This is a genomic window from Paraburkholderia sp. GAS33, assembly GCF_050436645.1.
Classification (GTDB): Bacteria; Pseudomonadota; Gammaproteobacteria; order Burkholderiales; family Burkholderiaceae; genus Paraburkholderia; species Paraburkholderia phenazinium_B.
The window spans coordinates 1,131,637-1,155,241 of sequence record NZ_JBNDMP010000001.1 but is presented as its reverse complement, the minus strand read 5'-3'; the positions used below and the strand labels follow the sequence as shown (position 1 = coordinate 1,155,241).

At 63.9% G+C, this 23,605-nt stretch carries 19 protein-coding genes; 10 read left to right on the top strand and 9 right to left on the bottom strand.

Annotated elements, in window-relative coordinates:
• Positions 1-2 precede the first annotated feature (2 nt).
• The 6 genes from P3T24_RS05230 (at position 3) to P3T24_RS05205 (ending at position 9,769) form a co-directional block, all read left to right on the top strand.
• Positions 3-1,553 (top strand): MdtP family multidrug efflux transporter outer membrane subunit, encoded by a 1,551-nt coding sequence (locus P3T24_RS05230; RefSeq protein ID WP_429432933.1) that lies wholly within the window; start codon positions 3-5, stop codon positions 1,551-1,553.
• A complete protein-coding gene (locus tag P3T24_RS05225) occupies positions 1,554-3,029 on the top strand; it encodes a mechanosensitive ion channel domain-containing protein (protein ID WP_429432931.1) in 1,476 nt (491 codons plus the stop codon). It abuts the gene before it with no gap.
• A gap of 171 nt (positions 3,030-3,200) precedes the next feature.
• Positions 3,201-3,614, top strand: a complete 414-nt coding sequence (locus P3T24_RS05220) for a MucR family transcriptional regulator (RefSeq protein ID WP_074268415.1) — start codon at positions 3,201-3,203, stop codon at positions 3,612-3,614.
• Positions 3,615-3,718: 104 nt separating this feature from the next.
• Entirely contained in the window at positions 3,719-4,762 is a 1,044-nt protein-coding gene (locus tag P3T24_RS05215; RefSeq protein WP_429432929.1) for a helix-turn-helix domain-containing protein, read from the top strand.
• Between the two features lie 208 nt (positions 4,763-4,970).
• Positions 4,971-6,677: a LuxR C-terminal-related transcriptional regulator gene (locus P3T24_RS05210; RefSeq protein WP_429432927.1), complete on the top strand. Its 1,707-nt coding sequence runs from the start codon at positions 4,971-4,973 to the stop codon at positions 6,675-6,677.
• Entirely contained in the window at positions 6,674-9,769 is a 3,096-nt protein-coding gene (locus P3T24_RS05205) for an ATP-binding protein (protein WP_429432925.1), read from the top strand. The genes P3T24_RS05210 and P3T24_RS05205 overlap by 4 nt, the downstream gene beginning before the upstream one ends.
• Here the strand turns inward: P3T24_RS05205 and P3T24_RS05200 are convergent.
• Positions 9,766-12,816, bottom strand: a complete 3,051-nt coding sequence (locus P3T24_RS05200; protein WP_429432923.1) for an AAA family ATPase — start codon at positions 12,814-12,816, stop codon at positions 9,766-9,768. The genes P3T24_RS05205 and P3T24_RS05200 overlap by 4 nt on opposite strands.
• Before the next feature lie 348 nt (positions 12,817-13,164).
• On the opposite strand from P3T24_RS05200, the gene P3T24_RS05195 reads away from it, so the two are divergent.
• Complete coding sequence (locus P3T24_RS05195; protein WP_074268419.1) at positions 13,165-13,965, top strand: acetoacetate decarboxylase family protein; 801 nt, start codon at positions 13,165-13,167, stop codon at positions 13,963-13,965.
• A 33-nt stretch (positions 13,966-13,998) separates the two neighbouring features.
• Positions 13,999-14,373 (top strand): tautomerase family protein, encoded by a 375-nt coding sequence (locus P3T24_RS05190; protein WP_074268420.1) that lies wholly within the window; start codon positions 13,999-14,001, stop codon positions 14,371-14,373.
• A 35-nt stretch (positions 14,374-14,408) separates the two neighbouring features.
• On the opposite strand, the gene P3T24_RS05185 is transcribed toward P3T24_RS05190, so the two are convergent.
• A complete protein-coding gene (locus P3T24_RS05185) occupies positions 14,409-14,717 on the bottom strand; it encodes a hypothetical protein (protein WP_074268421.1) in 309 nt (102 codons plus the stop codon).
• A gap of 300 nt (positions 14,718-15,017) precedes the next feature.
• Here P3T24_RS05185 and flhD point away from each other — a divergent pair, with 300 nt between their 5' ends.
• Positions 15,018-15,341: a flagellar transcriptional regulator FlhD gene (gene flhD / locus P3T24_RS05180; protein ID WP_429409599.1), complete on the top strand. Its 324-nt coding sequence runs from the start codon at positions 15,018-15,020 to the stop codon at positions 15,339-15,341.
• On the opposite strand, the gene P3T24_RS05175 is transcribed toward flhD, so the two are convergent.
• From P3T24_RS05175 to P3T24_RS05145, 7 genes are all read right to left on the bottom strand, one after another.
• Positions 15,332-16,039 (bottom strand): ABC transporter ATP-binding protein, encoded by a 708-nt coding sequence (locus P3T24_RS05175; protein WP_254369025.1) that lies wholly within the window; start codon positions 16,037-16,039, stop codon positions 15,332-15,334. The genes flhD and P3T24_RS05175 overlap by 10 nt on opposite strands.
• A 10-nt stretch (positions 16,040-16,049) precedes the next feature.
• Positions 16,050-16,766 carry an ATP-binding cassette domain-containing protein gene (locus P3T24_RS05170; RefSeq protein ID WP_074268423.1) on the bottom strand — a complete coding sequence of 239 codons (717 nt, stop codon included), beginning with the start codon at positions 16,764-16,766 and terminating at the stop codon, positions 16,050-16,052.
• Positions 16,763-17,926: a branched-chain amino acid ABC transporter permease gene (locus tag P3T24_RS05165; RefSeq protein ID WP_429432921.1), complete on the bottom strand. Its 1,164-nt coding sequence runs from the start codon at positions 17,924-17,926 to the stop codon at positions 16,763-16,765. Before P3T24_RS05165 ends, P3T24_RS05170 begins: the two co-directional genes overlap by 4 nt.
• On the bottom strand, positions 17,923-18,789 hold the full coding sequence (locus P3T24_RS05160) for a branched-chain amino acid ABC transporter permease (protein WP_429432919.1): 867 nt from the start codon (positions 18,787-18,789) through the stop codon (positions 17,923-17,925). The genes P3T24_RS05165 and P3T24_RS05160 overlap by 4 nt, the downstream gene beginning before the upstream one ends.
• A 42-nt stretch (positions 18,790-18,831) precedes the next feature.
• Positions 18,832-20,058: an urea ABC transporter substrate-binding protein gene (locus P3T24_RS05155; RefSeq protein ID WP_074268426.1), complete on the bottom strand. Its 1,227-nt coding sequence runs from the start codon at positions 20,056-20,058 to the stop codon at positions 18,832-18,834.
• 77 nt (positions 20,059-20,135) lie between these two features.
• On the bottom strand, positions 20,136-21,653 hold the full coding sequence (locus tag P3T24_RS05150; RefSeq protein ID WP_074268427.1) for an amidase: 1,518 nt from the start codon (positions 21,651-21,653) through the stop codon (positions 20,136-20,138).
• Positions 21,654-21,848: 195 nt separating this feature from the next.
• Positions 21,849-22,934: a substrate-binding domain-containing protein gene (locus tag P3T24_RS05145; protein WP_429288828.1), complete on the bottom strand. Its 1,086-nt coding sequence runs from the start codon at positions 22,932-22,934 to the stop codon at positions 21,849-21,851.
• Positions 22,935-23,149: 215 nt separating this feature from the next.
• Between P3T24_RS05145 and P3T24_RS05140 the strand changes: the two genes are divergently transcribed.
• On the top strand, positions 23,150-23,584 hold the full coding sequence (locus P3T24_RS05140; RefSeq protein WP_083611706.1) for a MarR family winged helix-turn-helix transcriptional regulator: 435 nt from the start codon (positions 23,150-23,152) through the stop codon (positions 23,582-23,584).
• Positions 23,585-23,605 lie beyond the last annotated feature (21 nt).

The following is a 23,605-nucleotide window of genomic DNA, read 5'->3' as shown; positions in this document are numbered from 1 at the left end:
CGATGCGCGACGATCAAAACCCGTTGATGCAGACCGCGCGTGGCACAGGTGCCCGCCATGGGTTGCCGCGCTTCGTGCAGCGTTGGCTGGTGCTGCTGCCAGTCTGTGCGGGGCTGGCAGCCTGCGCGATGATTCATCACGATAGCCCGCCGGCGACGCTCATCCCACAGGACCAGATCCGCCTCGCCGACGATATTCACCTCGCGAGCGAAGGCTGGCCCTCTGCTCGCTGGTGGGAGCACTATCACGACCCGCAACTCGAAGCGCTGATCGAGCGCGGCCTCAGTCATGCGCCGACGCTGGCTATCGCCCGTGAGCATGTGTCGCAGGCCCACGCCCAGGTAGAACTGGTTCGCGCCGGGAGCGATCTGCAGATCTCCGCGATCGCCGAGGCGGATCGCGAGCACGTATCCGGCCATGGATTCCTCAGCGCCTATGCTTCGAAGGATCCTGCCATCGGCGCGTACGGTCCGTGGTACTGGACCGGGTTGGTCGGCGTGGATGCTCACTACGATATCGATGTATGGGGCAAGCAACGCGACCTCGTGCGTGCGGCGCTCGGCGAGCAGAACGCACGGCGTGCCGAGGCAGCGCAGGCCGAGCTGGAGGTGTCGACCGGCGTCGCGCAACTTTACTACCAGATCCAGATCGTCTACGCGAGCCTTGACCTGCTGCAGCAATTGCGCAGCGTCGAGGCGCTCGAACTGGACACCCAGACCGCGCGTCACGAACGAGGGCTGGCGGCGGTTACGCAGTCGGCCGAGGCACGCTCGCAACTGCTCGCGATCGACCAGCAGATCGCTTCGGCGCAGGAACAGATCGTTCAGACTCGCGAGGCCTTGCGCGCAGTACTCGGTGCGGGACCGGACGACCTGCCGCAAATCACGCCGGTGGCATTGCCCGCGCCCTCGGCCGGCCTGCCGGCCACGCTGTCCTTCGAGCTGCTCGCCCGCCGGCCCGACCTGCAGGCAATGCGCTGGCTCGTCGACGCATCGTTCGACCGTATCGATTCATCCAGAGCGGCGTTTTACCCGAGCTTCGACATCACGGCGTTCTTCGGTTTCAACGCGCTACGGATGCGGGATCTGTTTACGCATACGGCTGAGCAGATCAATATCATTCCCGGGCTGTATCTGCCGATCTTCGACGGCGGTCGTCTGAATGCGAGCTTGCATGGCGCACGCACGGCCAGCAACACGCTGATCGAGCAGTACAACGAAGCGGTGCTCGATGCAGTTCGCGATGTGGCGCAAACGGGCAGTCAGATCGACGATCTCGATCATCGCGCGCAACTGCAGCACGAGCGGATCGACGCGCTGCGCGTCACGAGCGACAGCACCGAGGCGCAGTACGAGCGCGGTCTTGCCGACCGCACCGCGTCGATCCAGGCGAAGGCTCCGGTGATACAAGGGCAGCTCGCGCTGCTACAGCTCAACGGCGACGAGCTCGAAGCGGAAATCGTGCTGACGCGGGCGCTGGGCGGCGGCTATCGCAGCGACGACCTGCCGAGCCGGCCGCCGGTGCCACCATTAGCGGCCAGCGGAGCGAACTAGATGCTGCCGCAGCCGCTCGCGCCCTTGTTGCTTCCGGTCGCCGCGGTCGCGCTCAATTTCATCGTATTGCTGTGCTGCGCACGCATGCGCTTCGCGATGCCGCGCACCACGTTGCGCTGCCTTGCATTTGCCGCGCTGACGATCGCGATGCTGCACGCGGGTGTGACGCCGACGCAGACGCCCGATCTCGGCGCCTCCGCCGAGTACCGCTTTGCGCGCGGGGCGGTGCAGATCGCCTGGTGGCTGCTGGCGGCATCCACGATCATGGCGGTGGTGCGGCTCTACTACACGATCAACGACCGCACGCGCCAGGAGCGCTTTACGCTCGATGTCGCCGAGGTCGTGGCGTATCTGACCGCGGCGGTCGCCATCGTTGCCGATGTGTTCGACATTCCGCTCAAGGGCGTGCTGGCCACATCGGGCGCCGTCGCGATCGTGCTGGGGCTGGCGTTGCAAAGCACATTGGCCGACCTGTTCTCCGGCTTTGTCATCAATGCGACGGCGCCGTATCGCGTCGGCGACCGGATCGTGCTCGACGACGGCTCGGAAGGCTCGGTGCGCGAAGTGACGTGGCGCGCGACACACGTGCTCAAGAGCAACCATGATCTGATCGTCGTGCCGAACTCGGCGATCGCGAAATCGAAGGTCGTCAACGCGAGTGTCCCGGCTGGGACGCACGCGACCGTGGTCCGGTTTCAGGCGGATCCCGTGCATCGTCCGTCGTCGGTGGTGTCGGCGCTGCGGCTGGCAATCGACTCGTGCATCGGCATCGACGCTGCGCTGCCGGCGAACATCGTCACGAAGACGGTCGGCTGGCAGGCGACCGACTACGAAGTGACGTTCTTCGTCTCGAGCGATCGCAGCAGCGACGACACGCTCAACGTCTTTTTCGACGCCGCGCACCGGCATCTGGAAGCGCTGTCGCTGTTCCACACGCCAGCGAACGACGCGGACGCTTCGGGCGAGCGCTCGGTCGGGCGGCGCCTCGTCGAGAGCATCGGCATCTTCGGCCTGCTGTCGCGTGAAGAAAAGGAACAGCTCGCGAGCGTCCTGCAGGTTCGCGAACTTGCGCCTGGCGACGTGCTGCTGCAGGCCGGCGACGTGCCGTCAGCGATTACGCTCATCGGCTATGGTGTGATCAATGCATCCACCCGGCTCGACGGCGGGACCGTGGACGTCATGCGCTTTTCACCGTGCGAATACTTCGGCGAGAGCGGACCCATCGCGGGCGTGGCGGTTGGCGCGGAAATCTCGGCGAAGACCTACGCAATTGTTTATGAACTGCCGGGAGCGGCGATTGCCGCGTTGCTCAAACGGCATCCCGAACTGACGCATGTACTGGCCGCAAAACTCGCGGAGCGTGAACGCCGCGGACAGGCGTTAATGGAACCACCCAGGGACGTACCGCCAACGCCGCACGGCCTCGCCGCCTGGCTCGCACGCGGTATGCAGGCGCTCCATGGAATGCATCTCTAACCCGGCGCGCAGGTTTGCCCCCATTCGGGGGATTGACCCGTTCAGGTCGCGCCACTACTTTGATCAGGTATCCCACCTGAGAGCGAGACAAGCTTATGGTGCCGTGCGAATCCGCCTGCCGCTTTCGGGCAATCCCAGTAACGCAGGGCCTTTGAGCTCGCGAGGCCGCCCGTGACGGAGCGCCCCCATCTGATCGAACTGACCGCCGAGATCGTGGCGAGCTTTGTCTCGTGCAATCCGCTGCCCGCGGCCGATCTGCCCGCCTTCATTTCGAGTACCCATGCCGCGCTGGCCGCGTTGCGCGATCCTTGCGAGGACGCAGGTCCGCATGCCGAGGCAGCGGTCCCGATCGGCGAATCGATCCACGACGAGTACCTGATCTGCCTGGAGGACGGCCGCAAGCTGAAGTCGCTCAAACGCCATCTTCAACACCGCTACGGCATGACCCCAGACCAGTATCGGGCGAAATGGGGGCTGCCGGCCAACTATCCGATGGTGGCCCCCGCCTACTCGGCGCTGCGCTCGACCATCGCCAAGAATCATCCCGCCGGTGCCATCAAACCGCGGCGCGGCACGCGGACCTGAGAGAACACGGACACGCTCGTGCAGTGCGGTTTCACCCATTGGGGGGATACCGGAGGAGCGCCAGTCTCACGCATGATGCTCACCAATGAAAACGGAGTGACATCATGTCCAGACAGTCACAGGACGCGTCGAGCGTTCTCCGGGCGGCCTGTCCGGATGCGGCAGGCGGGTTCGGTGCAAACTTGTGGGCGAACGAGAGTTCGGTCGTGCAGGTCGAGGAGCGTTGGCGCTGTCCGCCGTTTTCCGCAGTCGATGCCGCGGCGGCGGATCGCATCCTCGCCGGCAGCTGGAGCGAGGACGTCCCCGCGGGCGAGCCGCGCGAAGTGTCGAGCGTCGGCGATGAACGCTTCTATACGGTCGGCATTGCCCTGAGCGCCACCACGCTGAAATTCCAGCACGACGGCAAGATTATCTGCGACGGACCGGTGATGCCCGGTTCGATCCAGATCACGAAGCCCGGCGAAAGCGTCAAAGCCTTTTATGCCTCGCCGTGCCGCGTGATACATCTGTTCATTTCGCCGGACCTGTTGTCGCGGCGCTATGACGAAGCCGCAGGCCAGCTCGTGCGTCCCGATCTCGCGGACCAGGATCCGCGGATCTTTCGGGATGTCGCGGTTGAACGGCTGGCGCTCGCGCTGCAGGACGCCAATCCGCTCGCCGATACCTTCGGCCGCATGTATGCGGACAGCATTTGCGATGCAATCGTGGCCCGCCTGCTGGCGAGGCGCACCGACGTCATGGCGGCGTGGCCGGTCGCGCGGGGCGCGTCGCTGCCGAGATGGCGTCTGCGCCGGGCGATCGATTTCATCGAGGCCAATCTCGCCAACCCGATTGGCCTCGCCGAGGTGGCCGCCAGTACGGGACTCACGCGCATGCATTTCGCGGCCCAGTTTCGCTCGACAACCGGCTATTCGCCGCACACTTACCTGCTAAGACGTCGGCTCGAACATGCGCAGATGCTGCTGCGCTCGTCGGAATTCAGCGTGCTGAACGTGGCGCTCAGTTGCGGCTTCAGCTCGCATGCTCATTTCACCGCGGTCTTCAAGCGCATGATTGGCGAGCCGCCGAACGCCTGGCGGGCGCGCATGCGCGGTGCCAGGTTGCCGGACGATTCGCCCGGCCACGCCGCTCAACGGGACGTTCCCTGATAGCGGCATTCCCGCATACGAATAGCGGCGTCACACGTTCATTTCCTGCCACGTTGTCCATCTAACTTCCGTATAGGCCTCTTGACGACCCGGCCATTACCGAAAAATAACCGAATCATCACGCTTCGTAGCGGTGCCCGGTTTAGTCTTGGCCGCATCTTCCCTCGTTGTGCGGTTGCGACGATCTGGTGTCCCTACGGAGCCTGAAATGAACGATGTCGTTGTTGCATACGAAAGCTTTTCCAAGACTGGACGAACACAGCGAAGTGGGGCGATTCCGTACGTATCGCCCGAATCTGGCGCGCAGCGTCCCAGCGCCGCCTCGGGATCTCTGCCGGTCGTTAGCGGCAGCGCGGCCGCCCTGCAGATTCCGCGCGCTGGCGGCGACCGGATCGGCGACGGCTTCGCGCACATCAGACTCGATATCGAACGGGCGTGGCAAGCCATCATGCGCTTCGATTCGCGCGAGGCGCTGGCCATCGCGGAGCTGATCGAGCAGCAGGCGAGCCGGCTATCGGTGACGGTGACGAAAACGCTTCACGGCGAAATTGCGGCGCTGCGGGCTGTGGCGCTCGTGTTCCAGGACGATGAGGTGGCCGCGTTGCCGGCTGCGTTGTCCGCGCTTGCGCTTGGCGCAAGCGCGCCGACGGAGCAAGTCGCATTGACAGTGTGCCGCTGTGTGTACTGGCGGCGCGGCGATCTGGAGAGCTTTTACGCGGTGGAGCGCGTCAGGCTGGACGCGCGGCCGGGCCCGATGCAGGCGCTCTCCGCGCTGTTCGATCTGGCCTTGGATGCCGCCGTCGCCTTCGATCAGATGCGCTTCAACGCGGCACGCCTGCTGGCTGCCGACGCGCTCGAAACGGGGCGGCGCCTGCTCGGCAGACAGCTTCCGGCCGATGCGTTTCCGGCGTCCATCATCGCGCAAGTGCTCTACGAGCAGGGGCAGGTGGACGAAGCCGAGGCGCTGATCGCCGCACGGATAGCCAATATCCGCGAACGCAGTACGTTCGAAGGCGCACTGCGCGCGCATGTGCTGCTCGCGCGCATCGCCAGGAACCGGGGGCAAGCCGGCCGGGCGCTCGTGATTCTCAGTGAGGCCGAGGCGCTCGGTGCGCGGCGTGGCTGGCCCCGGTTGCGGGCAGCGAGCCTCGCGTACCAGGTCGAAATCGAAGCCGGGAACGGGCGCCTCGAGCAGGCCGAGCAATGTCTGGAGCGTCTCGCCGCGCTCACACGTGAAAAGCGGGCCGCGAGCACCAGCGGCAGCAGCGCGGCCCTCGAAATCGCGCGTTTTCATACCCTCGCACGGGCGCACGTCGCTTTGGCCCGCTCGCCAGGTACCGTCGATGTCGCGTCATTGCAGCAGGCTCATTTCGACACGGTACGGCGCGGCAGTCTCTATGCGGCGGTACCCGTTGCGCTCCTGCTTGTCGAGGCCTTGCTCGTGACGGGGCAACGCGGCGAAGCCGTCGAGGTGCTGGTCAATCTGCTCAAGCTCGCGCCATCGGTTGGTCTGCATCAGACGCTCGTCGATTGCAGCGTGCGCGTCGCGGAGCTGATCGAGGCGATCGTGCAACGGCGGATCGCCTCCGTGCACGAGGCGGGCGAACTGCTGCCTTACGCGGGGCTGCTGCTGGTGCACCGGCAACGCGGCGCGCGCCAGGCGATTGAGCCATTCGCGGCGCGACGCCCGAACGCAGCCGCGGCACTGAGCGAGCGCGAGCGTCTGATCGTCGACCTGATGGGGCGAGGTCTGTCCAACAAGCAGATCGCGGTTCAGTTGTGCATCGCGCCTGAGACCGTAAAATCGCACGCGAAGCATCTCTATACGAAGCTGTCGGTCAGAAACCGGACCGAAGCGGTCACACTCGCCACCCGCCTTGGCCTGATCCAGATTCCGAGGACTTTTCCGGCTTGAACCCCGACTCGCGTATCCACACGTCGCTCCAGTTTCCCGGCTTTCAGCTCGACTTGTCCAGTCAATGTCTGTGGCGGCTGGATCCGGCGCAGGCCGCTACCCGTATCGACCTCCCGCCCAAGACCTTCGCTGTGTTGCGGCATCTGGTGGAACATGCGCAGCAGCTGATGTCGTTCTATGCGCTGCTCGAAGCCGTGTGGCCCGACGTGCATGTGCAGCCCGAAGTGCTCAAGGGACATGTCGCTGCAATCCGTCGCGCCCTGGGTGACGATGCCAGTCAGCCGCGCTATGTTGAAACGCATCGCGGGCAGGGCTATCGCTTTATCGCGCCGGTCGGCAATCTCGCCGTCGGCGGCGAGTCAGGCTTCTTTGCACGCAGGGCGGAGCGCTTCGTGGGCCGCACGCCGCAGCTCGATGCCTTGCTGGCGGCACACCGGCGTGCCGAGGCCGGCTCGCGGCAGATCGTGTTTGTCACGGGCGAGGCGGGTATCGGCAAGACGGCGCTCGTCGACGAGTTCCTCGCTGCGGCAAGCCAGGGCGACACGCGGGTGATGGGAGGTGGGTGCGTCGAAGGCTATGGCGGCACCGAACCTTATTATCCGGTGCTCGAAGCGCTCGGCCGCCTCTGCCGCGGAGCAGGCGGCGAGCAGGTCAAGACGGCGCTCGTCTCGATCGCGCCCACCTGGGCCATCCTGATGCCGTCGTGCGTGCCGGCGGATATCCTCGATTCGTTGCTCGCCCGGACACTCGGCGCCGGGCGCGAGCGCATGATGCGCGAAATCTGCGACCTGCTGCAGACGCTGGCGAGAGAACGCCCGCTGTTGCTCGTGCTGGACGATCTGCACTGGGCGGACTTTTCGACCATCGACATGCTGTCCGCGCTTGCCCAGCTCGAGGGACCGCTGCGGCTCATGATCGTGGCCGTTTACCGTAGCGACGACGCCTCGTCCGTCCGGCATCCGGTGATGAAGCTCAATCACACGCTATTGCTTCGCAGAGCGTGTGAGGTGATCGAGCTTGCCCCGCTCAAGCCCGACTCGGTCGGCGCCTGGCTCATGCATGGCGCGAGCCTGAACCCGCTCGACGAGGAGTTGGCGCATCTGGTCGCCGAACGCTCGGGGGGCAATCCGCTGTTCATGCAGGCGATTCTCGAGCATCTGTACGAGCATGGCCTGGCGATCAGGACGGTTGACGGCTGGCATCAGACGGCGAGCGCCGCGCAGTTGCGCGAGGCGCTTCCGCGCACCATCGTGCAGGTCATCGAAATGCGTATCCGGCGGCTGGCTGCCAGGGCGCAACGCATGCTCGAGGCGGCGAGCGTGGCGGGACTGACGTTTGCGCCGGCAACAACGGCCGAAGCGGCTGCGATGAGCATCGAGGCGTTCGAGGATCTGTGCGACAGCCTTGCTCGCCAGGGCCAGTTCATTCGCCGCGCCGGCGTCCAGAGCTTGCCCGACGGCGCCAGCGCACAATCGTTCAGCTTTACGCATGCGCTGGTTCGCAGCGTCTTCTACGACCGTCAGGGACTAACGCGGCGCTCCAGGTCGCACCGGCTGATTGGCGAGCGTCTCGAGACGCTGTTTCCGGTGGGGCAACGCGGCAGTCTCTCGGCGGAGCTCTGCTGGCACTTTGCCGATGCGCAGCAATGGGACAAGGCGCTCGACTATGTACGCACCGCCTTGCAAACCGCCAAGGTTCGCTGTGCCTATCGGGAAGCGCTAGCCGCACTCGATCAGGCCGATACGCTGCTCGCACGCCTGCCGGCCGACTTGCGCGCGTTGCGGCGCGTCGAATTCGTCGAAGCGCGCGCGGCGCTCTATGCGGCCGCCCATGACCGGCAGGCAATCGACGCATACCGCGCGCTGCACGAACAGTCGACGCGGCTCGGCAAGATCGAAGTGCAACTGCGCGCGCTGCTCGGCCTCTCGTACGTGCTGAGCTGGGACGATCAGGCTCGCTCGGTGGAATGCCTCGACGATGCGCTCAGGCTCAGTGCGTCCTATCCGGACCGGAGCGTTAGCGCGTCGACGCAGATCGCGTGCAATGTGCGGCGGATCTGGACGCAAGGCTGGAACACGGACGATGCGCAGCAATTCAGCGACGCGCTCGCGACCGTGCGCGAGGTAGGCGATCCGGTGTCCATCGCGCAAGCGCAAATGGAGCACTGCATGCTGATGATGGTGTCGACGCAGTACCGCAAAGCGCTGCAGACCACGCAGGCGAGCTATCGGGTGTTGTACGACCATGCCGCGAGTCACCCGTGTTTCGATATCTCACGCCCAATGTGGATGGTGCGTCTGGGCGTGCCGTGGGCGTACCTGTCGCTTGGCGAACTGGGCCGCTCGCTCGACGAATTCGACCATGGCATCCGGCAGTATCACGACAACGGCAATTACTTCGCGGCGCGCACCCTGCAGGTCTATCGCGGATGGCTGCTGGTCCATACGATGGACTTCGAAACCGTCCTCGAACTCGACCGTCAGTTCAGGCAGGCGGCGGATCGGCCCGGGTCCGACGACGAAGCCCGCCAGCGTGCCGCATTCCTGCCGCCCCAGCAGCGCGTCTGGACCATTCTCGCCGGGCTGGCTCACGCTGGGCTTGGCGAAAACGCCGCTGCCGCAGCGCGTTTTGCCGAAGCGGAACAGCAGATGGAGCGCGAACCGATCATGTTCGACTGGTACTGGCGACTCCTGCTCGAATGGGGATGCGCCGACCTCGCGATAGCGCAAGGCGACTACGACGCGGCGCAATATCGTGCCCGCCGCTTTCTCGAACGCGCGCTTGCCACCGAAGAACGGACCTGGCAGGCGCTCGCGTGGGAAACCATGGCGCGCGCATCGTTGGGGGAGGGCCATTTGCAGAACGCCAAGGTCCAGCTGGACGCCGCGTTTTCGGTGACCGAAGGTTTCGAGACGTCGCTCGCGGACTGGCGTTTGCAGCGCACCGCTGCGTCGCTGCACGAAGCGCGCGGCGACATGCAGCGTATGGCAGCGGCACAGCAGCGCTACGTCGAATTGCGTGTCCGTCTGGCCGGCTCGATCCCGCAAGACGCGGGTTTCGGCCGGCGGCTCGCGGAGCCGGTCGAGGGCTAATCCCCGGCGTCGAGCGTGGCCCGCAGACGATGCCCGGTGGGCAAACTTGCCGCGAGCGCCGCTTTTTTGGCAACTGCGAATTCGGCGTGACGCTCAGCCGTTTGCGCATCGCCGCTCAGGCGATAGGCCTCGCTTGCCGTGCGATGGATGCGCCAGTCCGCGAGCGGAGTCTGGAAATGCTGCGTGGCAACGAGCGCTTTTTCCACATACCGCACAGCGTCCGCCACCGCACCAAAGCGCAGCGCGACGCGTGCCTGAATCTCCCACGACAAACCCTGCCAGGTGCGCTCTTCCGTGCCGCTCGCCGCCTTCACCAGACGCGCGGCGTGCGTCATCGCTTCGTCCAGATCGCCCTGCATCAGGGCAAGGCTCGCGAGACCCCATTCGAGCGCAAGTCGCCAGTACCAGTCGAAAATCACCGGCTCGTTATCCATGCGCTGCATCACGTCGGCCAGATGCACGCGCGCCGTGCAGGTGTCGCCGAGGCCAAGATAGGCCAGTCCCTTCAGGAGGATGGCGAGCCGTTGTTCCGCGGGAAGGGTCGAGCGGCGCACCGCGGTCCCGGCCAGCGTTTCCGCGAGAACCTGGCTGCAGGACTCGAGCATGGCGTCGAAGTCCAGCGCATGGAATTGCACCCAGCAGCGATACAGCGTCAGCGTATCGGCACCGTACTGATTGCCATTAGTGGCATACATGGCAATCGCCCGGTCGAACTCCTGATGTGCGCGCCCAAGCTCGCCCAGATATAGCAGCGTCCAGGGCACACCGAGATTGACCATCCAGGTGGCGCGAGCCATGTTGAACTCGGGCCGGTTCTCGTCGTTGTCGACGAGGAACTGGTAGTTCGCGAGAATGTTGTCCTGGGCCTGCTGATACCGCGCGGACACCATCATGACCATGCTGTATTCGCATTGCGACCAGGCGGTCGTGAACGGATCGTCGCCATTGCCCAGGGGTTCCAGCGCAGCTTCGCACTGACGGATGTCGTCGGCACGCCAGCCGCGCACCCACATTCTCCAGACGTAACAACTGATGCGGGTGCGCGCCTGCTGTTGCAGGTTGGTCTGGCGTTCGCTCAGCACCAGCGCTTCGTCGATGATCCGACTGCTGCGCAGCTGATCGCGCCAGCTATAGGCGTAGGCGAGGCTCAGTAAGGCGCGGCTCTGGATATCGATCAGACCGAGTTGCGCGGCACGCCTAGCCAGTTGTTCGCAGGTCTCGAGCGCGCGCCGGTCATGCGCCGCGGTAAAGACCGACGCACGTCCCTCGAGGAACTCGGCCTCGGCCGCTGCGCGTGCCTCGTTCGGCAAGTTGGCGGCCAGCATCATGGCGCGATCGAGGATGGCGAGTGCGTCGTTGTATGCGAGACGCTTCTTCGCGGTCTGGATCGCGATCCGCAGATACCCCAGCGCGCGCGACCATTGCTTGGCTGCCGCGAAGTGCTGGGCCAACTCCGCCGCGACGCTGCCGTGCTCTTCCGGCGCGCTGCGCGCTTCGAGCTCCTCGGCAATCCGCAGATGCGAATGAGCGGTACGCAACGCGCCCTGACGCTCGTAGAAGGTCTGCCGGTACATCGTGTGGCGGAATGCGTAGGTCCGTGCCGTGATCATGCGCTCGAGCGGCGCAGGCGCTTCGCGGCGGATGAAGCTCTCCTGGCGGCACAGCGCTTCGCACGTCTCCTCGATGCTTTCCTGGCTCAACTGGGCCGCCGGCGCGACAAGCGTGGCATCGAAGCTGAGTCCCGCCACACTGGCGGCTTCCAGCACGCGCTGTTGATTGCCCGTCAGCCGCTGGATGCGATGCTCGATAACCTGGCTCAGAGTCAGCGGCACTTCAAGCCGCACTTCCGACGGAGACAGATGCAGCTTCCACCCCTCGGGGGTGGACTGCGCGATGCCCTGTGCGACCAGATGATCGAGCGTCGCCACCATAAAGAGGGGATTCCCGCCGGAGTGCTCGCAGACGAGTTGTGCCAGGCCGTTTTCGCGAGCGTTCTGCGCCTTGCCTTCAAGGTATTCGGCAATGGCGTTTTCGGTCAGCGGCTCGAGCACGATGTCGTGGCAAAGCTTCTGCAAACCGAGGTCGTGGTTCAGGCGGCACAGAGGATGCTGAGCGAACTCCGCATCTTCGGGGCGATAGGTGACCACGACCATCAGGCGTGCGTGGGTGCGATGACGGGCGAGCGTAGAGAGCATGTCGACCGTCGAATAATCCGACCAATGAAGGTCTTCGAAGACGAGGGCGAGCGGCGTTTGCGCCGAGAGCGCGGCGAAGAACTCGCAGATCTCGCGCAGCATGCGGCCGCTGACCGCGCCGACCAGCTGCCGCTGCAACTGCGCGCGATGCCGCTCCGGCACCGAGCCGGGAAGCTGCGCGGCCCAGGTGGGCGCGATCGAAATCAGGCTGCGCATGATGGCGGCGCCCGCGTCGCCGCGCACCAGTTGAGCCAGCGCTTCGAGCACGGGGTAATACGGCTCGGTGCCGCCGTAGCCCTCCACGCAGCGCCCGAGCGAAGTCAGCACGTCGCCACGGCCGTCGAGCGATTCGAGGAACTGATTGACGAGCGTGGTCTTGCCGATGCCCGGTTCGCCGGCGACGAACACAATCCGCGATTCGCCTGCGCAAGCCTCGTCGAAAAGCGTTTTGAGCTTGTTCAACTGCGGCGTGCGTCCGACGAAAGTACCGTCAGCCGGTCTCTCGACATCGTCCGTGGCGTTGACCGGCGTGCGGGCCAGCAGCGGGGCGATGAAACGGTAGCCGCGGCCGCGCAGCGTTTCGATAAAGCGGGGGTTGGCCGGATCGTCGCCGAGTGCGGCGCGTATGGACAGCATGTGCCCCTTCAGCACTTCCGGTTGCACTGTGACGTTTTGCCAAAGCGCGTCGAGAAACTCGTCGTGCGTCACGAGGCGGCCGGCGTTGTCGATCAGGTACTGCAGCATGTCGTACGCACGAGGCCTGAGATTGAGCCGGGATTGGCCCCCATCCGGCGTCGCTTGCCAGACACACTGGTTGGCCCGGTCGAGCCGGAAAGGCGGGAATTCGCTCACTTTTGTCTCCGACCGCACGGCCCATTCATTCTTGCAATCCTATATGAAAGGCGATGGCCGCCTCGGTGCGCTGGGTCTGGCGCGGATTTCAGCACGGCAGGGCAATCGACCACTGAGGCGTGGCGAGCCCTGGCGTCTTCGGCAGGCATTAACGTAGTTTTAAACATTTGGCCGATTCTATACCGGCAAAATGACTGCGAAAACCTTCGACGTAACGGTATGGACCACGGCCTTGCGCAAGGCTTTCAAACGGCCTTTCGACACCCGATCGGGGGATAGGACACGTTAGCGCCTTCGAGAATAATGGGTCATCGCGACTGCGGTCGCTCCCATTGAGGATGAAACGAAATGCTTAAGGCGTTTTCAGTTCCTGTTACTCCGCAAGGGCAATCCGCACTTGCGACGATGCCGCCGTGGCACTATTCGAGCGACTGTCTGGCCATCGAATACTGGGCCGATCCGAAGGCCATCGCGGCCTTGCTGCCACGTGGCATGACCGTGGACGAGAAGTCCGGCGGGCGCGCCTTCTTCTGGTTTCTGGACTGGCAGTTCACCGGGTCCAACGACGAATTGACGGACCCGGCCCGCTATCAGTACCGCGAGGCCTTCGTTCTGGTCGAGGCGGTATTCGACGGCGTGCCGGTCAACTATTGCCCATACATCTTCGTCGACAACGATGCGGCGATTGCCCGCGGATGGGCGCAGGGTTTTCCGAAGAAACTCGCTAGCGTCTATCAGACCCGCAGCTTCTCCGCGCCGAGTGCAGCGGCCGCGCCGCTTGCCAAAGGGAGCCGCTTCGGCGCCAGCGTTTCGGCGCACGGCGAACGCCTGGCGACGGCCCGTATCCAGCTCGAAGAGCCTGTCGCCGACCCGACGACCGTGTTCAACCGCCCGACGACCATGCGCCGCTACTTTCCCCAGCTCGCCGCCGGGCTTCAGGACAAGCCGCCGGTCGACGAGCTGACCATGTCGCTTACGGACAATCTGGCGATCGTCGATGTCTGGACCGGAACCGCGGAGCTGAAACTTCCCGAGGTCGCCGGTGAGGACATGCACCTGATCGCTCCGCTGCGTGTCGGCCGCGGTTATCGGCTGGGGATGTCTTACTCGGTGACGGATCTGCGGATTCTGAAGAACTACGTCGAGTGACAGGCCGGAAACGTCAGGACAGGAGTAGCCTCAATGCCGCTTTATACCTTGATGACTCAGGATGGCGTACTCAGCAGCGAGGCCAAGACCCGGCTCGCGGTCGAACTGACGGAGCTGCACTCGTCGTATTCGGGTGTGCCGAAAAACTGGGTGCATGTGGTGTTTCAGGAGTATCCGCCCGGCAACGGTTTCACGGCCGGAGAAGCGGCGGCCACCGCCGCGCTGACGCTTCTGATCCGGACCGGCCGCCCGCCTGAATACAAGCGCGAGCTGATCCAGCGTCTCTGGAAGCTGTTTCAGACCGCGACCGGCGCACCCGATGACCAGATTGTCATCGGTATTCAGGAACTGCCGCCCAGCCAGGCAATGGAAATGGGGAAGATCATGCCGGAGGTCGCGAACGAATAGCTAGCTCACTAGCTCAATAGCTCACTAGCGCGCGATCATTCGAGCCAGGGCAGCGCCCGCGGCGAAACGATAAACGTCGTCAGCTTTTCATCGGGCTGGGTCCACACCAGCCCGAACTGCATCGAATCCGCATTCGGCAACGTGAAAACGTGCGGTCCTTCGAGGAACTGGCCATCCCATCCAAATGCCCGGGCGGCCTCGGTCGCGGCCTCGTATTCCGAATCGACAAGCTGAAGCGAGAACTTGCCGCCGTCCGCCTCCACCAGTTCCCTGATGCGTTCGAGCGTCGGCATCCAGTTGAAAGCACTGGCCGGCCGGGGCATTGTGTACACGCGCCATGTCATCGTGGCTATCCTCAAATCAGGTATTCGTGAGCCGGCCCGGCGTTCGCCAGGCGAGGGCGTTTCCTGGTTGACGGCAAAAAAGTCAAATTCTTGACAGTGGGTTTCACGGACAGGGACGCGGAGCACACTCAGGAATTCCTTACGGAGAATTCCATATCGGCCTAATTCAATATCTGGGAGTCCTGACGGCGCTAGCGGCGCAGCGTGTCTAGTATCGACTTGCGGCGATCGCTTGCGTCTGTTCGAAGCGCCGTGCGCTCAAAGTAGAGCCGATCCGGCCGGTGCCGCGGGGGTGGTCGAATGAATCAGGACACGCAAGGCTTGATACGCGAGATGAATCTCGCCTATCTTCTGCTGATCCAGCGCCTGCTGGCAGAAGACAGAAGCACGGCCATGGGCACCCTTGGCGTCTCGCCCGAAGTGGCCGATGTTCTGCTGGCCCTTTCGCTCAAGGAGCTCACGAAACTCGCCTCGGTGTCGCAGATTCTGTGCTCGTTTCGCTTCAATGATCATACGGTGCTGTCGGCATTGACACATAGCCAGGTTGAAGCGGCCGCGATGACGCGCACGTCGTCGTCCGGGACTGCCTCAAGCCGCGCCGAGGTCGGTACACATCACGCGTAACCGCCGGCGTATTGGCTCATGATGTCGAGGTTGCCCAGGTGTTCGCGGGGAATCTCGTCGCCGACCTGGCCACGCCGGATCACCAGCACCCGCTGCGACACCGCGGCGATGAAATCCAGATTCTGTTCGACCAGCACGATGGTGAGCCGGCTGCGTTCGCGCAGCAGCACTAGCGTCTCGGCGATCTCGTCGATGATCGACGGCTGGATGCCCTCGGTCGGCTCGTCGAGCAGTAACAGGCTGGGATTGCCGGCCAGCGCGCGGGCGAGGGCCAATAACTGCTGCTCGCCACCGGACAGCGATCCGCCGGTACGGTCGAGCAAGGGCTTGAGGCGAGGGAAGTCGGCCAGCAGCCGTTCGAGCGCATCTGCCGGGCGCTGGCCGGTCTTCAGGAGTCCGAGCCGAAGATTGTCCAGCGTGCTCAACGCAGGAAAGATCTCGCGGCCCTGCGGTACGTACGCCATCCCGCGTCGCGCGCGCGTGTGGGGTGCCGCGCGTGTCACGTCGGCGCCGTCGAAACGGATCGTGCCCGAGGTCGCCGGCAACGCTCCGATCAGACTGCGCAGCAAGGTGGTCTTGCCCATGCCGTTGTGGCCGAGAATGCCGATCGATTCCCCGCTGGCGATCGACAGCGACACGTCGTAGAGCACCGGGATCGAGCCATAGCCGGCGCATAGATCGACAACCTCAAGCATCATCGGACTCCGCTCATTGCGGTTTCTTGCCAAGATAGATCTGCTGGATCAGCGGGTCGCTCATGATGCGATCCGGCGTGCCTTCGCGGATGATGGCCCCCTGGTGCAGCACTGTGACCGTCCGCGCGATCTTGCGGATAAAACCCATATCATGCTCGACCACGACGAGCGCGTGCCGCTGGTTGATTTCGAGGATCAGCTCCGCGGTGCGCGTAACCTCGGCATCGCTCATGCCCGCCGCGGGTTCGTCCAGCAGGATCAACGGCGGGTCCGGCGCGATCACCACCGCCAGTTCGACCCACTGACGCTGACCGTGCGCGAGCAGGCCGACCGTCGCATCGCGGTACGCCAGCATGCCTACGCGTTCGAGCGTCGTCCGCGTGACGCGCTCCGTCTGTTGCGGCGTGTTCACCCGGCGCGCAGCGAGCCAGACGTTCTCCCACACGCTGAGCCCGTTGAAGAGGCTCGGCACCTGGGTCTTGATGCCAATGCCCAGCCGAGCCGGCTGATGCGGCTGCATGTTCGAGATGTCCTGACCACGAAACAGGATCTGCCCCGAGGTGGGTTTCACCTGGCCGGTGAGCAGCTTGAAGAAGGTGCTTTTGCCCGCACCGTTCGGCCCGATCACGCAGCGCAGTTCTGCCTCCGCCAGCGTGAAATTGACGTCGCGGGTCGCGTGGACGCCGCCAAAGCGCACGTTCAGATCGCGGGTCTCGAGGAGCGGCGTCATCGCACGGTTTCTCCATGCGGGTCGAGCTTTGCGGCTTGATCGATCTTTGCTGCCTGCTGCCCCGCGTCCAGGTCCTCCTTCACGGCGCCGTTGACGTTGGCCGTGTCGCGCCGACGGCGTAAGCGCGATACGAGCGCGGCGCCGAGCGAGCCCACGCTCGGTACGATTCCCTTGGGCACCATCAACACGAACACCACGAGAATGGCGCCGAGGACCAGGTTGGAGTTGATGGTCTGCTGCGTGCCGATCTGCGTGGTCAGCCACTGGATGGCGACGCAGCCCACCACCGGGCCCACTAACGTGCCGAGGCCGCCCACGATCACCCAGATGATGATCTGCGCCGATTGCGCGAGACTGAATACCGTAGGGCTGGTAAAGGCGCCCCAGTTGGCGAACAGGCATCCGGCCAGTCCGGCGATGGCTGCGCCGAGAACGAATGTGAACAGCTTGTAGGCGCGTGCGTCGTAACCGAGCAGCAAGAGACGCTGCTCGTTTTCCTTGCTGGCGACGATAACCCGGCCCGGCTTCGTGGCGAGCAGCGCCCTAAGGAGCAGATAGACCAGCAGCAGCGCGCCGAACGACAGCTCGAACAGGCCGCGCGGCCCGATCGTGTCGTCGATATTGCCGGGCATATTCAACGGCGCGATACCCGGTATGCCGTTGAATCCGCCCAACGGCGCCGTGCCGATTTTCCACTCCGGTCCCGCGGTGGAGTTGATCAGGTTGAAGAGGATCAGCGTCACGGTCAACGTGATGACACCCATGTAGACGTCGGACAGCCGTCCATAGAAGATCAGATAGCCGAGGATGGCGGCGAACGCGGCGGGCAGCACGATGGCCAGCACGAAGGGCACGGTACTGTCGCCGAGGTTCGTCACGGCGATCGCGTAGGTATAGGCGCCTAGCCCGAAGAAGGCGGACTGTCCGAAACACAGGATGCCGCCATAGCCCCAGATGAAGGCGAGACTGATGGCGAGGATCGACATCACGACGTAGACGGTGGCCTGCACGAGGGCGAAGTCGTCCAGCACGTGAGGCAGGACGAACAGCAGCGCCAGCCCCAGCGCAATGGTAAGCGCGGCGCTTGCCCACGACCTCGAGAAGCGCTGCAGCGCGTCGGGCCCTTGCGCCGGCTGGCTGGAGTGCGCAGGCCTCGTCACAGCGAACCCTTGAAAAAGCGGCCGGTAATGCCCTGCGGCAGTAGCCGCAACATGATGATCGCGCCGACCAGCAGTGCGACTTCGCCGAACACGGGCGTCGAGGCAAAGGTGGCGACCTGGTTGATGGCACCGAACAGCGTCGACGCGCTGACGAGGCCGACGACAATCGCCGGGCCACCGCCTATTACCGTGATGAACGCCTTGGCGATGAACGCGCCGCCCATCGTCGGCACGACACCGGTCAGCGGCGCCAGCAGGCCGCCCGCGAAGCCGGACAAGGCCGCACCGATTGCAAAGGTGGCCGAATACACGAGGCTTGGGTTGATGCCCAGCGCGTCGGCCATCTGCGGATTCTGCATGGTGCCGCGTGCGATCAGACCGAGGGAGGTATGCAGGAGGACCCAGCGCAAGGCGAGCGCCAGCAGTGCGCCGACCGCGATGATCACGAGCGTATAGCTGCTGACCGAGTAAGCGCCGATCGTAAAGTTACCAAGCGGGGCCGATACTCCAGCGGTCGTGTTGCCGGCAATCGACGTCACCGCGCCTATCAGCAGCAGCGACAAACCCCACGTGGCGAGCATCGTGTCGATCATGCGGCCATACAGACGACGGATGAAAACCCGCTCCAGCACGATGCCGATCAGGCCCACCGTCACCGGCGCGACGACGAAGATCGCCACCCACAGATTGATGCCGAGCCGCATCGCTTCAATGGTCGCGTACGCCCCTAGCATCATGAACTCGCCATGCGCGAGATTGATCACCTTCATCATCCCGAAGATGACCGCGAGCCCCGACGAGATGACAATCAGGCTTGCGATCGCATACAGGATCTGAATCAGGACGATAGCGGCAAGATCCATCAGCGGCTCCTTGGGACGGCGCGCGGCCGCTTCACGCAAGCGTTAAAGCTTGATGACATATTGCTGGTTGTCGCGCGGGTTCTTGATGAGATTGCAGACGGCGCTGGTATCGCTCGGTGGTTGCGCCTGGAAGGTCTCGACGATATCGAGCTTCTTGTTGCGAACCTCGGCGATATTGACGTTCAGCACGCAGTGATGCGTGGCCGCATCGATCGAGACCTTGCCGCTGGGAGCGTCGATGCTGATACCCGACTCCAGCGCTTCGATCACCTTCATGCGGTCCAGCGTACCGGCTTTTTTCACGCCCTGCGCCCACAGGTTGAAGCCCTGGTAAGTACCCATCGCCAGTTCCGTGATGTTCGGATAGTTGGCGCCGAAGCGCTTGTGAAAGCGGTCTTTGAACGCTGTATTGACGGGGTTGTCGATCGTCTCGAAGTAGTTGTAGCAGACGAGAAAACCGTCGCATTCGTCGGGCGAAAGCACGATCTGCTCGTTGCCGCCGGCAAAGGTGGTGGAGGCAAGCGGGATCTTCTTGTGCAGACCCGCGGCGGCCCACTGCCGATAGAACGACATATGCGCGCCGCCCACCAGCGCCGAGACAATCATGTCGGGCTTGGCCGCTTCGATCTTCGAGATCGACGGGCCGAAGTTCGTGACGTCCAGCGGGAAAAAGTCGATCGAGGCAACCGTGCCGCCGTTGTCCTGCACGAATTTCTTGACCCACTGCGAGGTAATCTGACCGTAGTTGTAGTCGGCCGCGACCACGTAGACCTTTTTGCCCCACTTTTTCATTGCGTAGGGCACGAGCTTTGCCACCGTCTGGCCCGGCGTTACGCCGGTACAGAACGTATTGCGGTCGCACACGCCGCCCTCGTACTGGGTGTTGTAGAAATACAGGGTCTTGTAGCGGTCGAGCACCGGACGCATGACCTCGCGCGAGGCGGAGGTGATGCCCCCATGCACGACCGCGACCTTGTCCTTCAACGCGGCCTGCTGCGAAAACTGCGTGTAAAGCTGCATATTCGACTGCGGGTCGTAGGTGAGCAGTTTGATCTTCTTGCCCAGCAGTCCACCTTGCGCGTTCCATTCTTCGACGGCAAGCGTCAGGCAATCGGCCATGGGCTTGCCGTAAATATCGAGTCCTCCTGATAAATCGGTGATCCCGCCCACGACGATTTCATCTTCGGCCGATGCGGCAAACGGGATACCGCAAGCCGCACCGGCAGCCAGCGAGAGAGCGGAGGTCTTGATGAAGGAACGGCGATCCATGGAAAGATTCCTGAAGGTGAACAAGATCGAATACGAGCGCCATGTTAGCGCTCTCTACGGCTAATCCGCCAGCGGCGTCAAAGCGTTTTCCAGTCCGCGGCCTGTTCGAATGCGTAAGCGCCGCGATAGATCGTTGCTTCGTCCCAATGCTTGCCGATCAGCATCATGCCGACCGGCAGACCTTCGACCATGCCGCATGGCACGCTCATCGCCGGGTGGCCCGTCACGTCGAACGGGCAGGTGTTGGGCAGCATCTCGAAGGCACGCTGAACCACTTCCTCGAGGGGCGCCCCCGCGGCGGGCAATGGAGTCGCAGTCAGCGGCAGCGTCGGCATCAGGAGCAGGTCGTAATCGGCGAGCGCCGTGTCGTACGCCAGTGTCAGTTGCCGCGACAGGTTCTGGGCCTTCGCGTAGAAGTGGCCACGATAGTGCTTGATGAAGTACTCGCCGAGCACCATGGTGAGCTTCAGCGTCTCCGAGAGTTCGTCTGCGCGTTCGCGCCAGCCCGCATGGAAGTCCACCATGCCGGTCACATACAGTCCCTTCCAGTTAAAGCCGTGGCCGTTGTCTTTCATCATCTGCTGGGTCGCGCCTTCGGCCGCGATCGGCAGCCAGATAGCCGGGCCGAGCAGGTGCATCGGGATCGATACTTCGCTGACCTTCGCACCCAGATCGCTATAGCGCGCGGCGGCTTCGCGCACTTTCGCGTCGGACGCCGCCTGCGATTGCGGCCATCCGAAGCCCTCCTTGACCACGCCGATCTTCAGACCCTTGACGCTTTCTTTCATCAGGTCGCTATAGGGCTTGGCCGTCTGCCCCGCGTACTGACGCGGATCGAGGCCGTCAGGGCCGGCAAGGACTTCGAGCATGAGGGCGTTGTCGGTGACGTTCGCGGTCATCGGGCCCGTGTGATCGATCGTCAGCTCGATCGGCATGACGCCGGTGTAAGGCACGAGACCATGCGTGGCTTTCATCCCGTAGACGCCGCAGTACGACGCCGGCATGCGGATCGAGCCGCCCTGATCGCCGCCGATCGCCAGATCGACTTCCCCCGCGGCCACCAGCGCCGCGCTGCCCGACGACGAACCGCCGGCGGAATATCCCCTGCGGTGCGGATTGTGGACAGGCGCGGGCGAACTCGTATGCGAGCCTCCGGAAAAGCAGAAGTACTCGCATGTGGCCTTGCCGACAATCGTCGCGCCAGCGTCGAGCAGGCGCGTCACGATGGTGGCGTCCACATCGGGCACATAGCCTTCCAGCGTCGACGCGCCATTCATCATCGGCACACCGGCAAGGCAGACGTTGTCCTTGAGTGCGACGGTCTTGCCAGCCAGTTTGCCGCCCGGCGCGCCTTTGACTTCGACTTTGACGTACCACGCGCCGTAGCGGTTTTCTTCGCCGCTCGGACGATAGCCGGGCGTTCGCGGGTAAGTTACGCGCGGCAGATAGTCGGGGAGCGCATCGACGACATCGTAGGCGTCGAAGTTCGCCTGCAGCAAGCCGTTGTAGCTGGCCAGTTGCGTTTCGGAAAGATGGATGCCGAGACTCAACGCGACATCTTCAAGTTGGCTCAGCGTAGGACGTTTGACTGCCATGGTTGCTCCGTAAGTTGAATTCCGGACAGACCTGCGGCTACTGTGCTGCCGGTGACCATTCGACGATGGATGACGGCGTTGTCAGGCGCCTGAATGCCTGACCAACTTGCGAGCAATGGTATGGACGACTATTTTCTGCGTCAACCATTTTATTTTCCTTGGAAAATAAAATGACGACGGCGGGGCGCGGCGCGATCAAAGATGGGTCAGCACGCGGAACGCGTGACCGTCGACCCTGGCCAGATAAATCGGCACCCGGTTCACCCGGCCGCCAGCGTAAACAGCGCCACGAGCGCTGCGATAGGAAAGGGGCGCGGTGCCGAGACGCGCCAGACTGGCGCTAGTGGCGTTGCGCTGATGCGCATCGTTGAGCAAAGCAGCAAGGAAGTGGATGCCTTCGTAGGTGGACTGTCCAAACGTATCCAGCGTCGGCGCACGAACACCGAAATGGCTGTGATAGCGCTCCTTGAACGACTGGTTGGCGTCGGTATCCAGTGATGCGAAATAACCAGAGGCAACGTACAGGTTGTCCGTGTTCCGTGCGCCGATGCCGAGCAGCTCGTTCTCGCCGAGTGCGCAGGATAGCCGCAGAACGTGCGAGGCCAGACCGGCATGGCCGAAGGCGCGATTGAAGTCCACCGCGTCCTGGCCGATCAAGGAGAGCAGGACGGCGTCCGCACGTTGCTCGCGAATCTGGTCGAGAACGTATTCGTAGTCGCCGCCACCGAAGGGCAGAAACATCTCGCCGACGACGCTGCCGCCGGATTCGGCGACGAAACGGTGCGCGACCTGATGCGACGCGCGCGGCCACACATAGTCATTGCCGACGAACATCCAGCGCCGCGGACGGTGGCGCTCGTTGAGCCAGTGAATAGCAGGACGCAGTTGTCTGGAGATCGTTTCGCCGATTGCGAATACACCGGGCGTGCGTTCGCCGCCCTCGTAGAGCGGGGTGTACACGAACGGTATGCGGCCGCCGATTGCGCGCAGGAGGTCATGGCGAACCGCACTGGTGTGCATGCCGACGAGGGCATCGACGGCGCCTTCCTCAACCAGTTCGACCAGACTGTCTTCGATCGCCTGCGCGTCGTCGCCGGCGTTGAGGGTGATTAGCCGGCAAGGCCGGCCGGTGATGCCCGACCCGCTGTTGAGCTCGGCCACGGCGAGGCGCGCCGACGCCAGCGCGGACGGCCCCCAGATGCCCGCGGCGCCGCCGAGCGGCACGCACAAGGCGATATTCAATTCCTGCTTGCTGCTACGGGTACCGGGACGCTGACTCATCGATGGGCGTGTGATGCCAAAGTGGTCGAACACGTAAGCGAGGCTGGCCGCGACGCCTGAGCGGCAAAAACGTCAAGCCGGACGCAAGCGTTGCACCAACCACGGGCGGACGAGCGCCAGCTTGGCACATTTTCAGCCAGTTTTGCACCGATACTTTCCACGGAAAATTAATTTGCGTAAGATCGATGCCATTGCTTCGACACCATGCATCTACCATGCCCGAACACGACCTTTCGCAGTACCTCGCCTGGCTGCTGGCCTCGGCGCACCGGCAGATGAAGCTGGGTATAGCCCAGTCGATTGCCGATGAGGATGTCAACGAGGAGCACTGGCGCATCCTGCAGGTCGTATCCGACGAGCAAGGTCATTCGATGGGCGAACTCGCCGAGCAGGTACTGCTGAATGGCCCTGCACTGACCAAGAACGTCGACAGACTGGTGAGCCGCGGACTCGTCCAGCGCGCACAGGACGCCCAGGACAGTCGCAAGGTGCTGGTCTATATCAGCGATCGCGGGCTGGAGATGGTGGGGCGATTGAAGCGCAGTGTGGATGCGCATCACGAGGCGATTGAAGAGGCGCTTGGACCACGCAACTCGAAGCAGTTAAAGCGCCTGCTGGAACGGCTGATCGCGGAGTCGCGGCCGGAATGAAGCGTGGTTTGCGCGACGTTG